Annotated in this window: 15 protein-coding genes; 11 read left to right on the plus strand and 4 right to left on the minus strand. The window is 42.0% G+C overall.

Annotated elements, in window-relative coordinates:
* Positions 1-52 precede the first annotated feature (52 nt).
* From QZZ23_RS08855 to ahbD, 4 genes are read right to left on the minus strand one after another with little or no spacing between them, the layout of a single operon-like run.
* Positions 53-727, minus strand: coding sequence for a bifunctional precorrin-2 dehydrogenase/sirohydrochlorin ferrochelatase (locus QZZ23_RS08855; protein ID WP_292469042.1), 675 nt, complete (start codon positions 725-727; stop codon positions 53-55).
* 60 nt (positions 728-787) lie between these two features.
* Entirely contained in the window at positions 788-1246 is a 459-nt protein-coding gene (ahbB, locus tag QZZ23_RS08860; RefSeq protein WP_292469045.1) for a siroheme decarboxylase subunit beta, read from the minus strand.
* A gap of 4 nt (positions 1247-1250) precedes the next feature.
* Positions 1251-1706: a siroheme decarboxylase subunit alpha gene (gene ahbA / locus QZZ23_RS08865; protein WP_292469047.1), complete on the minus strand. Its 456-nt coding sequence runs from the start codon at positions 1704-1706 to the stop codon at positions 1251-1253.
* A gap of 5 nt (positions 1707-1711) precedes the next feature.
* Complete coding sequence (gene ahbD, locus QZZ23_RS08870) at positions 1712-2758, minus strand: heme b synthase (protein ID WP_292469049.1); 1047 nt, start codon at positions 2756-2758, stop codon at positions 1712-1714.
* A 347-nt stretch (positions 2759-3105) separates the two neighbouring features.
* Here ahbD and QZZ23_RS08875 point away from each other — a divergent pair, with 347 nt between their 5' ends.
* From QZZ23_RS08875 to QZZ23_RS08925, 11 genes are all read left to right on the plus strand, one after another.
* Positions 3106-3486 carry a cytochrome c maturation protein CcmE gene (locus tag QZZ23_RS08875; protein ID WP_292469053.1) on the plus strand — a complete coding sequence of 127 codons (381 nt, stop codon included), beginning with the start codon at positions 3106-3108 and terminating at the stop codon, positions 3484-3486.
* Between the two features lie 12 nt (positions 3487-3498).
* Positions 3499-4368, plus strand: a complete 870-nt coding sequence (locus QZZ23_RS08880) for a polyprenyl synthetase family protein (protein WP_292469056.1) — start codon at positions 3499-3501, stop codon at positions 4366-4368.
* A gap of 25 nt (positions 4369-4393) precedes the next feature.
* The gene (locus tag QZZ23_RS08885) at positions 4394-5584 is read left to right on the plus strand and encodes a radical SAM protein (protein ID WP_292469059.1); all 1191 of its coding nucleotides are present in this window, start codon (positions 4394-4396) and stop codon (positions 5582-5584) included.
* 218 nt (positions 5585-5802) lie between these two features.
* Positions 5803-6129, plus strand: a complete 327-nt coding sequence (gene ahaH, locus QZZ23_RS08890) for an ATP synthase archaeal subunit H (protein ID WP_292469062.1) — start codon at positions 5803-5805, stop codon at positions 6127-6129.
* Positions 6122-8074 carry a V-type ATP synthase subunit I gene (locus QZZ23_RS08895; protein ID WP_292469065.1) on the plus strand — a complete coding sequence of 651 codons (1953 nt, stop codon included), beginning with the start codon at positions 6122-6124 and terminating at the stop codon, positions 8072-8074. Before ahaH ends, QZZ23_RS08895 begins: the two co-directional genes overlap by 8 nt.
* Positions 8075-8078: 4 nt before the next feature.
* Positions 8079-8312 (plus strand): V-type ATP synthase subunit K, encoded by a 234-nt coding sequence (locus tag QZZ23_RS08900; RefSeq protein ID WP_292469068.1) that lies wholly within the window; start codon positions 8079-8081, stop codon positions 8310-8312.
* A 45-nt stretch (positions 8313-8357) separates the two neighbouring features.
* Positions 8358-8909: a V-type ATP synthase subunit E gene (locus QZZ23_RS08905; RefSeq protein ID WP_292469071.1), complete on the plus strand. Its 552-nt coding sequence runs from the start codon at positions 8358-8360 to the stop codon at positions 8907-8909.
* A gap of 7 nt (positions 8910-8916) precedes the next feature.
* Entirely contained in the window at positions 8917-9993 is a 1077-nt protein-coding gene (locus tag QZZ23_RS08910) for a V-type ATP synthase subunit C (RefSeq protein WP_292469074.1), read from the plus strand.
* Positions 9993-10292, plus strand: coding sequence for a V-type ATP synthase subunit F (locus QZZ23_RS08915; RefSeq protein WP_292469076.1), 300 nt, complete (start codon positions 9993-9995; stop codon positions 10290-10292). The genes QZZ23_RS08910 and QZZ23_RS08915 overlap by 1 nt, the downstream gene beginning before the upstream one ends.
* Positions 10283-12019 (plus strand): ATP synthase subunit A, encoded by a 1737-nt coding sequence (locus tag QZZ23_RS08920; protein WP_292469080.1) that lies wholly within the window; start codon positions 10283-10285, stop codon positions 12017-12019. The genes QZZ23_RS08915 and QZZ23_RS08920 overlap by 10 nt, the downstream gene beginning before the upstream one ends.
* A gap of 1 nt (position 12020) precedes the next feature.
* The gene (locus QZZ23_RS08925) at positions 12021-13400 is read left to right on the plus strand and encodes an ATP synthase subunit B (RefSeq protein ID WP_292469083.1); all 1380 of its coding nucleotides are present in this window, start codon (positions 12021-12023) and stop codon (positions 13398-13400) included.
* The last annotated feature ends 9 nt before the right edge of the window (positions 13401-13409 follow it).

A 13409-nucleotide genomic window follows, 5' to 3' on the forward strand; every position in this document is an offset into this window, starting at 1 on the left:
GGGCACCTCATGTCTATATAGTAATTCGAATGGCAGTGGATATGGTACGTGTTCATCTGACTTTCTCGCTTATTTTCTTCCTTACAATATCCTGTGCTATCTTAAACCCTTTTTCATAGGATTCTTTCAGCGCAGCCCATACCTCTTCATTTTCGAGTATATTCCATAATATCTCTTTTCTTTCTATCTGGTCAGTAACTTCACTCTTCAGGTATGTCCTCATTTCATCCTGTATTTTGATCATGTCTGCAAATTCAGGAATGATGATTTTCTCTACTTGCTGCCGTGTAAACCTGGAAAATGCAGGGCTTGATCCGGTTGTAGATATGCTGATGGTCAGTCCTCCACGTTTAATTACCGCAGGTATTGTGACATCGCCAATGGCATCCACTTCATTAGTAAGTATTCCAACGGATTTTGATAGACTCACTATTCTTTCGTTTATAGTTCTGTCATTTGTTGCAGGTATCACAAGGAAAGCTTCCTTTATGATATCGTTGATATCTGCATCAGTGAGCTTACTGGCATCTGCTTTAATAAGTGTAATCCCATTCTTACGTTCCAGTTCAAAAAAAGTATCGTTAAAATTGCGGCTCACAACGGTCACTGGCGCATATGCTGAGAACAGGTTAACTTTCCTTTCTCCAACCGATCCACTTCCAAAAATAACGACCTTCTTATCGTTCATATCTATCAGCAGTGGCAGGAAGTGGTTCTTGTCTTTCATATCTCCATCTCCGGGAATGATTGCCTTCTGCTTTTTCTGTAAGTTAGTTAAAGATTGCGATTATAATCTAACTCCAGTTTTCTTGAATTCCCTGTCACTAAAAAGAAGTTTATAATCATTTATGTTGGTGGCTTCGGATATGTTTGCTGCAATTTCCTCACAGTCTTCTTTTGTGTAGGAGTGCACCATTGTGAAAAGGTTATAGTTCCATCCGGGAGCACGTGGTCTTTCATAGCAGTGTGTAACCTCTGAAAACCCTGTCATTATCGTTCCTACTTCTTCTGTTCTCTCATCGGGCACGTTCCAGACACACATTGCATTTGCAACAATTCCTATATCTCTGTGTCCAATGGATGCACCAAACCTGCGGATGACTTTTTTTTCCTTCATCTTTTTGAGGCGGTCGATTATTTCCTGCTCACTTATGCCGAGTTCATTGGCAATGTCTGCAAAAGGTGATTTTTGAAGGGGGATTCCGTTCTGTGTCAGTCTTATTATCTTCTCATCAATGTCATCCATATTATCACCTGATGTTGAACCTGACTCCTATCTTGAATAGTCTTTTTGTAGGCAGATCTACAAACTCAAGCCCTGTCTTTTCATGGAGTTCATCTAATATAGTATCTATTCTTTCTCTGCTGGGTGCAGATATTGTGAACCAGATGTTGAATTTCTCAGGACGATGGTAGTTGTGGGATACTTCCTGATATTCATTGATGTAGTCTGCAACCTCGTCTACTCTTTCTTCGGGAACGGTAGCTGCTACAAGGGTACTTGTGCCTCCAACTCCCTGACGGTTGATGATTGGTCCTATTTTTCGGACTGCTCCTTCATTTTGCAGTCTCTCAAGCCTTTCGATTACTTCCTCTTCACTGATACCCAATTGCTCTCCAAGTTTTTGAAACGGCTCGTTTTCAAGTGGGAAATCAAATTGAATTGTATTGAGTATCTTTTTATCTGCATCATCAAGAATTATCATTGAAATCACTGTTTTTTAGGTACATATATACAGTACGGTTCTTCTTCCAGATAATCTCCGGTGGCAGCATATGCACGTGCACGGCAGCCTCCGCATACTGTATTATATTCACATCTTCCACATTTTCCTTTAAGTTTAGAAACATCACGCAAATCGTTGAATACCTTTGAGTTTTCCCAGACATCTTTGAAACTCTGCTTTTTTATGTTTCCGGCCAGCACAGGAAGGTATCCGCATGGGAAAACATCTCCTGTACTTGATACAAAACAAAAACCAGTTCCTCCGAGGCAACCTTTTGTCATTGCTTCGTAACCGTGTGTCTTTACACTTATCTCGGTACCTTCTTTTTCTGCTCTCTGGCGCATTATCCTGAAGTAATGTGGTGCACAGGTGGCTTTGAGCTGGATTCCTGCATCCTTCTGCCTGTCGTAGAACCAGTTTAGTATCCTTTCATATTCTACTGGGGGTATCTCGTCGTTCTCAAGTTCCTTGCCCCTGCCTGTGGGGACCAGGAGGAATATATGAAGTGCATCGGCAGCAAGGCCTTTTGCCATTTCCAGTATGGCAGGAATTTCATCAATGGTGCGTTTTGTAATGGTGGGGTTGATCTGAAATCCTACTCCTGCTTCTTTCAGATTTTCTATTCCGGACAATGCACCGTCAAATGCTCCTGGCATGCATCGAAAATCATCGTGTGTCTGCGGACTTGAGCCGTCGAGACTGATGCTGACTCTCTGTATGCCGACACTTTTTATTTTCTCTGCTATCTCAGGTGTCACAAGTGTTCCGTTGGTTGCCATAGCAACACGCAGGCCTTTTTCCGTGGCATATCTTGCTATATCAAAGATGTCATCCCTGACAAGCGGTTCACCACCGCTCAGTATAAGAATGGGGTTTCCTATTTTTTTGATTTCATCTATGAAATGGAATGCTTCATCAGTTGTAAGTTCACCTTCGGGTTTTTTCTCAGTAGATGAGCCTCTGCAGTGCTTGCATGAAAGGTTACATCCTGCTGTTGTTTCCCAGGCAATGAGTCTTGGAGGTTTTACCATAATTGATCATAAGGTTTTTTGTTCGTATATCTATCTATATTACCTATTTATAGGATGGAACTATACTACTGCACACCCATATTAATACTTGATTATCAGATACAGGCCTCCAATGTATAAATTGGTTCATCCGTGTTCGTTTATTGTTGCAGGGGTTCGTCTTAATGCCCATGACGGATAAAGGTTAAACTGATATAGAGGTGATTCTTTATAGGCGCGTTAGAAGTTGCATTCGCGATTACATTGATTACATTGTCCGCATACGTTGCATATCAGTTGCGTTCTCGTAAGGGGCTACTGCAGCAATGTCGCAAAGTGGCAAAATAATGTTGTAATGAGGTACTTTTATGGATAAAAAACAGAAAACTGTTCTTGCAGTTGTTTTCATTGCCATCGTTGGTTTTGTAGGTCTCTGGAATGTGGACCTGTCTCAGGGTTATCCTATGATATCGGAGCTGTCAGATAATTCCGATAAATACGTGGGACATGATATTAACACTATGGGGACTATAAAGAACGGAACTCTGGAGATATCCACAGATGGTACTTCTTTTGTACTGCAGGATCTTGAAGATTCCTCTTTTGAACTGGATGTTGAATACGTAGGTTCTATTCCGGCTAATCTTGTGGAAGGGCAAAGTATTAGCATTAGTGGTAAAATGGTGTCAGAAAATATGGTTGAGGCTAACCAGATAGTAGTTAGTTGTCCTTCTAAATATTCGGAGTGAGCAGGCGGAAATATGATTCAAATAGAAGATCTGGCGGAATACCAGCTTATAAAAGCTTCTAAGGATGAGATGGTCTGTTCCATGGATGATCGCTCTCTGATGAAAAAGATGCTAATACATATCTGCAGTTCTGGTGGGAAAAATATCCGTCCTGTTATGCTTGTATTATGTACCGAGATGTGCGGTGGTAATTCAGAAAGTAGTATCAATGCTGCATTGGCTATTGAGTTTATTCATTCGGCTTCTCTTATACATGATGATGTGCTGGATGGAGGTCTTGTACGCAGGGGTGTGGAATCCGCACATAAGAAATATGGCATTCCTGCAGCTATTCTCTGCGGGGATTTTTTGATATCCAAGGCTATATCTCTGATATCTGGATATGGTAATAATGCTGTAAATGAATTTGGCAGGGCTGGAATGTATATGGCAGAAGGTGAAACGATTGACATTTCCAGTGTGGACGAGGAGTTCAGGGAAAGAAACTATTTTGAGTGCATCAGTAAGAAAACCGGTTCTCTTTTTGCAGCAAGTGCTGCAATCGGTGCATATGTCGCAGAAGCTGATGAAGGGACTGCCCTGAAACTAAGGGCTTTTGGGGAAAATGTTGGTAATGCATACCAGATAGTTGATGATCTGCTTGAGTATCTTAACAAACTTGAAGATAAAAGTTCTACTTATGAATCCGTCACGTTACCTCTTATTTATAGGAAGGTAATGGGGCATGATGATGCTGTTGAAAAGACTGTACAGCAGGTATGTATCTGCGTTCAGAATGCAAAAGATATCCTTGCTTATTTCCCCTCATCAGAAGCAAAGGATAAACTGGAGCTTGTAACTGATCTTATTACAGTTGATATGCTCCCTGGGGATATATTTTAATGTTATTTAATTGTCAGGTGACTTCATGAGGGTTTATGATAAATCAGTAGTTAAAGTAAATGCAAGCACTGAGGGCGGAAAAGTAGTTCTTGATGCAGAAGGTCCGTTAGCTCCTGTTGCAAAACCAATTTTGAAAAGGATCAACAAGATCTTCCTGGAAGAAAAACCGATCTATGCAGATGAGGAGAATATAATTTTCTCCACATGGGCTCCTCCTATGCCTGGTGAGGTATTCAATAGGATGATCAGTGCGCAGGTTGCTTCTATTTTAAAGAAGAGGGTGCCTGATCAGTTCTCGATAGGTATTACCACACACTGCCCCTATGATTGTATCCACTGTGGTGCGGCTGGTATTGTGGCAGATCCTATTGTTACTTATGATGAGGTCAATAGCGCCATACAGCAGGCAATCGATCTGGGTTCTTACTATATAGCCTTCGATGGTGGAGAGACTCTGCTCAGAAAGGATCTTGAGCAAATGGTGGCAAATGTGGATAAGACTCGTGCGGTAGCTGCATGTTTCACATCAGGGTTTGGTTTAACTGAGCAAAGGGCCAGGGATTTGAAGGCAGCAGGTCTTTTTGCTGCACACATGAGCCTTGACAGTCCAGATGAGAAAGAACATGATCGTGTAAGGGGACGTGAAGGTGCTTTCAAGAACACTGTGGTTGGTATAGAGCACATGGTGAATGCGGGTATTCTTGCTGATCTTTTTGTGGTAGTGTCTCCTGATAATATAGATGATCTTGATCGTTTCTACAATTTTGCAGTGGATATGGGTATGCAGGAGATGTCTATATATGAGATCATAGCTGTTGGACGTTGGATGGAGCATGAGGATGAAGTCATTACCTCTAAGGATGTTGATCGCCTTGGCAAGTTCCAGAGTTCAATGAACAAAAAAGAAGATGGTCCAAGGGTCACTTCATTCCCCAATTTCATGGGTCCTGATCAGTTCGGTTGCTTTGCAGGCAGGAGATGGATGCATGCAACAGCTGGTGGCGATATTCTTCCATGTGCATATACTCCTCTTTCATTTGGAAATATTCGCGAGGAAAAGCTTGCTGCAATATGGGCCAGGATGGGTCAGCATGAAGCATACAAATGTTCTGCTGAATACTGTATGATGCGCAACCCTGAATTCAGGAATAATTATATTCATACTATTCCAGAAGGAACCTCACTTCCGCTCAGGCTTGATAAATCTATGCATTGACTTACATTAATTGTTATTAGTTATAAATAGTCCGAAATCAATGCCTAAAGGCAACATTAATAATATTTAAAAGTGGACAATTCCTGTCATATTAATGATAAATCATTACCATTTATGGCTCGCTGGTATCTGGAAAACCGAATACTTTATATGTGAGTTAGCAATAGGAAAGGATGATTTATTCGGGATAATAAGCAATTCATCACATGAGGATTAGCATGGCCAAAGAGAAAATCTTGTCGGAAATCAAAGAGGCAGAAGACAATGCACACAAAATGGTTGACGACGGTAACAAAAGAAAAAATGACCGTATCGCCAGTGCACGTGCCGAGGCCAGAGAGATAATAAAACAGGCCGAGGTTGATGCACAGAAATCTGCACAAAGTGCAATGAAATCTGCAGAAGAGTCTATCGCTTCAGATAAAGCGAAAATCATCGAGAATGGTGCAAGTGAGGCTAAATCTATTGCCAGCTCCGCTTCATCAAATGTCGATGAAGCTGTTAATATAATTATAAACGAGTTCGAGAGGGCAATACATGCTTGAACCAAAGCAGATGAGTCGTGCCGTAATTGTTGGCCATAAAAGTATTTTTGAAGAAACGGTCGATGCTCTGCACAAAGCGAATCTGTTCCAGATCGAAGATTTTAATGAAGACGAATCTGGTCTCCTTATTGGCAGACCATTCGAAAATGTAGATGATGTTTCTAAGAAACTAATCAAGATCAGATCAATTGCCAGTTTACTGGGTGTAAAAGACGTTGGGTCAAAAAAGCAGGATACCAAATCTGTTATTTCCTCACTCGATGCCACTCTTGATAAGCTGGATGCTGAACTTGATGTAAAGGCTGAGCAGAAAAGTAAGCTTGAAGCAGAACTCAAAGAGATTGATTCTCTTAAAAAAGAACTAATTCCTTTTGCTAACATTTCTCTTGATTTTGACCTTTATCGTGGTTATGAACATCTTTCCGTATTCTCCGGATATGTAAAGGAAGATGTTGAATCTGCAGTTTCCAGAATTACTTCTTCATATGAGATATTCTATGATGCTAAAGAAAGTACTATGGTACTTTTCGTAACGAAAGACAAGGCTGCAGAGGTCGCGGATCTGCTTGCAGGATTTGCTTTCAGGGAATTCAGGATTCCAAATATAAGTGGGATGCCATCTGAATCTCTTTCTAGTATCACTTCAAAAGAATCCGGATTATTGAAACAGGTAAAAGCAATCGATGAAGAGATTGAATCTCTCAAAGATAAATACTCTGATTTCATTCTGGCTAGCAATGAAGTCCTTTCAATAGAGGCTCAAAAATCAGAAACTCCGCTCAGGGTAGCTACTTCAGACAGCACGTTCATTATAGATGGATGGGTTCCTGAAGACGAGTTCGTTGAACTGGAGCGTATTGTGAAAGCAGCTACTAACGGACGTGCGTTTGTTTCTAAACAGGAAATGATGAAGGAAGACGTTAATATCGTCCCAATAGAGTACAATAACTCTAAAATGGCAGCTCCTTTCCAGGAGATCATGGACCTTTATGCACGACCAAAGTATAAGGAACTTGATCCTACTACATTGATATTCATTTCTTTCCCGCTCTTTTACGGAATGATCCTTGGTGACATCGGCTATGCATTGATTCTGCTTGCAATGGCTGTTGGTATCAAAAAGATGATCTCTTCAGATGCTATCAAACCTCTCATGAATATTCTCATATACTGCCAGATATCAACTTTGATATTTGGTGTGATATATGGTGAGTTCCTGGGATTCCCTCTTGCAAGTCTGCATACGGAACACGGTGTGACTGAAGGGTTAATCAAAGGATTTGCAACTGTAAATCTTCTAGCATCCCCTGTTGCAGATGAAATGATTACATTTCCTGTTCACAGGACACACCTTGTGATGACCATGATCATTGCAACAGCATTGGTTGGTTTTATTCACATCAACATTGGTTATCTCCTTGGTTTCATCAATGAGAACAGGAAACACGGAATATCAGCAGCGATCTTCGAGAAAGGTAGCTGGTTTGTTATTGAAATCGGATTGTTTTTGGCAATACTTGGATACGCAGCAATGCTTCCTTCAGTCACAACGATTCTGGGTGTTGTTGTATTCTTAATAGGATTTGTAATGCTTCTTAAGGGAGAGGGTATTAAAGGACCTATCGAGTTGCCTTCACTTCTCAGTAACTCACTGTCTTACACTCGTATCATAGCTGTAGGATTATCATCCATCTATATTGCGTCAACTGTCAACCTGATTGCCTTTGAAATGATCTGGCAGCCAGGAACGCCAATTGGTGGAGCAACTATCTTTGCAATTATCGTGTTCTTGTTTGGACACGCATTGAATACTGTCCTGAGTATCATCGCCCCCGGTTTACACTCACTCAGGTTGCAGTATGTAGAATTCTTCGGAAAATTCTACGAAGGAGGGGGACGTAAATACGATCCATTTGGATATATTAGAAAATACACGGAGGAATAAGAAAATGGTAACAGAAACAATAACCGCAATGGACCCATCAGGTTTAAAAGCAATTGGTGCAGGACTCGCAGTAGGACTCACAGGTATCGCATCCGCTCTTGCAGAAAAAGACATCGGTAGTGCAGCAATTGGTGCAATGGCTGAGAACGAAAGTCTTTTCGGTAAGGGTTTGATCCTAACCGTTATTCCAGAAACAATTGTTATCTTTGGTCTGGTAGTTGCACTGTTGATTAAATAATTTAAGAGCGCATATTCGCTCTTAAATTTTCCAAAGGTGTTGAGCATGGGACTTGAAACTGTTGTAAAAGATATTATGGATGCTGCAAAGGCAGATGTTTCCAAAACGGATTCTGAAGCAGAAGCAGAGGTTTCCCTGATTCTGGATGAAGCAAAACAGAATGCTAAGAGGATTATGGGTGAACGTCTTGCAAAAGCAGAGGATGATATTAAAAAAGTCAGGAAGCAAGAAATATCCAGTGCAAACCTTGAAGTGAAGCGCACATTGCTCAATGCACGCAAGGAAGTACTCGAAAAAGTATATGTCCAGGCTGTAGAAACCATATCAGCGTTTTCTCCTGAGAAAAACGAAGAACTCCTCAAAGAGCTCATAACAAAAAATGAGTCAAATGGTAGCAGAATTTATTCAAATGCTGAATCCGAGGAGCTTGTTAAAAAGTTGTCTTCACTCGAATACGCCGGTAATATCAATTGTCTTGGTGGCGTTATCATCGAGAATGAAGATGCTACTATCAGATTGGATTATACCTACGATGTTATCCTTAAAAGCGTGAATGAGCGGTTGTTGAAACAGACATCTGATACCTTATTCGGGTGATTTCTAAATGCAGCTGTTGCAGAAATTTAAGCGTGGTAATTCTAAGAAATCCCCTTCGAAGGGGCATGCAAACTACGCATATACTACAGCACGTGTACGTGCAATGAAAAGTAAGATTCTGCCAAAGGAGACATATCCTCGGCTCATGAATATGAGCATTGATGAAATTACCAGATTCATTGGAGAGTCTGAGTACAAAGAGGATATCGATGAATTGGCAAGGAATTACGAAGGCGTAGATCTTATTGAGCATGCTCTTAACAGGAATCTTGCTGTAACCTTCACAAAACTACTCAGCATTTCAGAAGGTGACGTTAATTTCCTTGTGGGTGAGCAGCTCCAAAAGTATGATATCTGGAATATAAAGACCATTCTTCGTGGAAAATACTGTAATGCTTCCACAGATGAGATCCTTGATGCTATTGTTGCAGCAGGAAGGTTAAATTACACTTTCCTTTCAGAATTGGCTGCAAAAAATACTTACGAGGAAGTCATTTCTGAGCTTGCGAACACAGAATATCACTCCATACTGAAGAATTATGATGGTACAAATCTTTCTGATATTGAGAATCAGCTTGATAAAATTTATTATGTCGGGTTATTTGGCGCAATCGGAGAATCCAAATCCAAGGATCGCAAGCTTTTTGCGGAATTTACCCGGATGGGCATTGATCTGAAAAACCTTATGACACTTTTCCGTTTGAAGAAATCCGGAATCACAGATCCTGAAATGATGAATCTGATGATTGACGGCGGACTCAAATTGAAGCTTAAGGATATCCAGAGATTGTTATCTCTGTCATTTGCAGATTTTGTCTCTGAACTTGAGAAAAATTATTACTGGGACGTAATCTCAGATGTTGTAAGTCCGGATATGGTTTCGTTGATCGATGTCGAGAACCGACTGAAAAAACACAGGCTTAAATCTGCAGCAAGCTTTTCACATGTTTATCCGATCTCAATTGTACCAATCATGGACTACATGCTAAGCAAAAAGAATGAGATAAACAACTTGCGGATAGTAATACGTGGCAAAGCCGCCAACCTCGATGATGATATTATCAAGGAACAGTTGGTGATCTGATGGAATTAGCAGTGGTCGGAAGCGGCGAGTTTGTAACAGGTTTCAGACTGGCCGGTATCAAAAAGATATTTGAAGTTAATGATGGCGAACTTGAACTTACTGTAGAAAAAATACTTGAGGATCGAGAAGTCGGCATTCTGGTAATGCACGGTGATGATCTGATTAAACTACCGGAGATGTTGAGAAACACTATCAACGATTCTGTTGAGCCAACTGTTGTGACTCTCGGGGGTAGTGGTGAAAGTTCGAACTTAAGGGAAAAAATAAAACAATCGGTAGGTGTAGATCTGTGGAAATGAAAGGTGAAATTTATCGTGTGGCCGGACCAGTCGTTACGATTATGGGTATCAAGCCAAAGATGTACGATGTGGTACATATTGGTCACGAAGGTCTGATGGGCGAAGTTATCAGAATTCAACGTGACAAAGCTACTGTTCAGGTATATGAGGATACATCTGGTATCAAACCAGGTGAACCTGTAGTGAACACTGGAAAGTCTCTCTCTGTAGAACTCGGTCCAGGTTTATTAGAAAGTATTTATGATGGTATTCAGAGACCTCTGAAAGTACTCCAGGAAAAGATGGGAGACTTCATTGACAGAGGTGTTACTGCAAACGGTCTTGACCGTGAAAAAGTCTGGGAGTTCAAGCCAGTAGTATTAATTGGCGATTTCGTAAAGGGCGGTGCAGTAATTGGTACTGTACAGGAAACAATGAACATTGAGCACAAGATCATGGTGCCACCAACAGTTTCCGGTACAGTTGAAGAAATAAAGTCCGGAAAATTCAAGGTTGACGAAACCGTATGTGTCCTTACGGATGGCACAGAAATTTCCATGATGCAGAAGTGGCCTGTAAGAATGCCACGTCCAGTCGAGAAGAAGTTCATTCCAAACAGACCTCTCATTACAGGTCAGAGGATCCTTGACGGTCTCTTCCCAGTTGCAAAAGGTGGTACTGCAGCTATTCCTGGTCCATTCGGTTCAGGAAAGACAGTTACCCAGCAGCAGCTTGCAAAGTGGAGTGACACTGATATTGTAGTTTATATTGGATGTGGAGAACGTGGAAACGAGATGGCTGATGTACTGAACGAGTTCCCTGAACTCCAGGATCCACAGACCGGTCGTCCACTCATGGAACGTACAGTTCTTATCGCAAACACATCTAACATGCCTGTAGCTGCTCGTGAAGCATCTGTTTACACAGGTATCACAATTGCAGAATATTACCGTGACATGGGGTACGATGTATCACTCATGGCTGATTCCTCATCCAGATGGGCAGAAGCAATGAGGGAAATTTCCTCAAGACTTGAAGAGATGCCTGGTGAAGAAGGTTATCCAGCATACCTCTCTGCAAGGCTCTCTGAGTTCTATGAGCGCGCAGGTTTAGTAAAATCACTTGCAGGCGAGGAAGGTTCTATTACTGTTATTGGTGCAGTATCACCACCTGGTGGTGACTTCTCAGAGCCTGTTACACAGAACACCCTCCGTATTGTAAAAGTGTTCTGGGCACTGGATGCAAAACTCGCACAGAGGAGGCACTTCCCATCCATAGACTGGCTTACAAGTTACAGTTTGTACACTAAGGGTCTTTCTGGCTGGTTCGCAGAGAACGTTGCACCTGATTGGGTGCCACTCAGAGATCATGCAATGGAGCTTCTCCAGCAGGAATCCGAACTTCAGGAGATCGTACAGCTCGTTGGTTCCGATGCACTTCCTGAAGACCAGCAGTTGATTCTTGAGATCTGCCGTATGCTCAGGGAATATTTCCTTCAGCAGAATGCGTTCCACCCTGTTGACACATACTGTCCATTTGACAAGCAGTACAAATTATTAAAAGCAATCTCCAAGTACAGTGACATGGCACAGGCATCACTGGAAGCAGGTATTCCAATGAAGGATATCCTGTCCATTGAGTCAAAGGACGAACTTGCAAAGGTCAAGTTTGAAGAGGACTTTGAGGGTGCGCTGAATGTTGTAATGGAAAAGATGGACAAGGAATTTGCAGCACTTGGAGGCAACTAAAATGACCAAGGAATATAAGACGATCATAGAAATCTCCGGACCATTGATGTTCATCGAGAAGACCGAACCGGTAGGCTATGGTGAACTTGTTCACATCAACCTTCCAGACGGTACAACAAAGAGGGGTCAGGTCCTTGATACTTCTGCCGATGTTGTAGCAGTTCAGGTATTCGAAGGAACAGGTGGACTGAATGAGGAATCCGGCGTAGTATTCTCCGGCGAGACAATCAAACTGGCTGTATCAAAAGACATGCTTGGTCGTATCCTTTCCGGTTCAGGAGAACCATTGGACGGCGGACCACGTATCATCCCTGAAGACAGGCTTGATGTTAACGGTTCATCAATGAACCCTTATTCAAGGATGCCACCAGAGGACTTCATTCAGACAGGTATCTCAACCATTGACGGAACAAACACACTTGTCCGTGGACAGAAGCTTCCTATCTTCTCCGGATCAGGTCTTCCACACAATGAGATTGCACTTCAGATCGCACGTCAGGCAAAAGTTCCAGGTTCAGAAGAACCTTTTGCAGTAGTATTCGCTGCAATGGGTATCACAAACGAAGAAGCCCAGTATTTCATGCAGGACTTCGAGAAGACTGGTGCTCTTGAAAGAGCTGTGGTTTTCCTTAACCTTGCAGACGACCCTGCTGTAGAACGTATCATCACGCCAAGGATGGCTCTTACAGCTGCAGAGTATCTTGCATACGAGCATGATATGCACGTACTCGTAATTCTTACTGACATCACAAACTACTGTGAAGCTCTTCGTCAGATGGGTGCAGCTCGTGAAGAAGTTCCAGGAAGACGTGGTTACCCAGGTTACATGTACACTGACCTTGCATCACTCTATGAGCGTGCAGGTGTTATCAAGGGAAGGAAAGGATCTGTTACTCAGTTCTCAATCCTGACCATGCCTGGTGACGATATTACTCACCCGATTCCTGATCTGTCAGGATATATCACAGAAGGTCAGATCGTAGTTTCCAGGGAACTTCACATGAAGGGTATCTACCCGCCAATCAATGTGCTTCCATCCCTGTCACGTCTGATGAACTCAGGTATCGGTGAAGGAAAGACCAGAGATGACCATAAAGCAGTATCTGACCAGATGTATGCTGGTTATGCAGAAGGTCGTGACCTCAGAGGTCTTGTAGCCATTGTAGGTAAAGAGGCATTATCCGATAGAGACCAGAGAATTCTTGAGTTTGCTGACCTTTTCGAGAGTAGGTTTGTTCGCCAGGGAAGAGATGAAGACAGGTCAATTGAAGAAACTCTTACAATTGGCTGGGAAATTCTCTCCGAGCTTCCAGAAGCCCTGCTTACCAGGATTGATAACAAGTATATCGACAAATACCATCCTGCTCACAAGAGCAACTAATTGAAAGGT

Origin of the sequence: Methanolobus sp., from assembly GCF_016278385.1 — an archaeon.
Classification (GTDB): domain Archaea; phylum Halobacteriota; class Methanosarcinia; order Methanosarcinales; family Methanosarcinaceae; genus Methanolobus.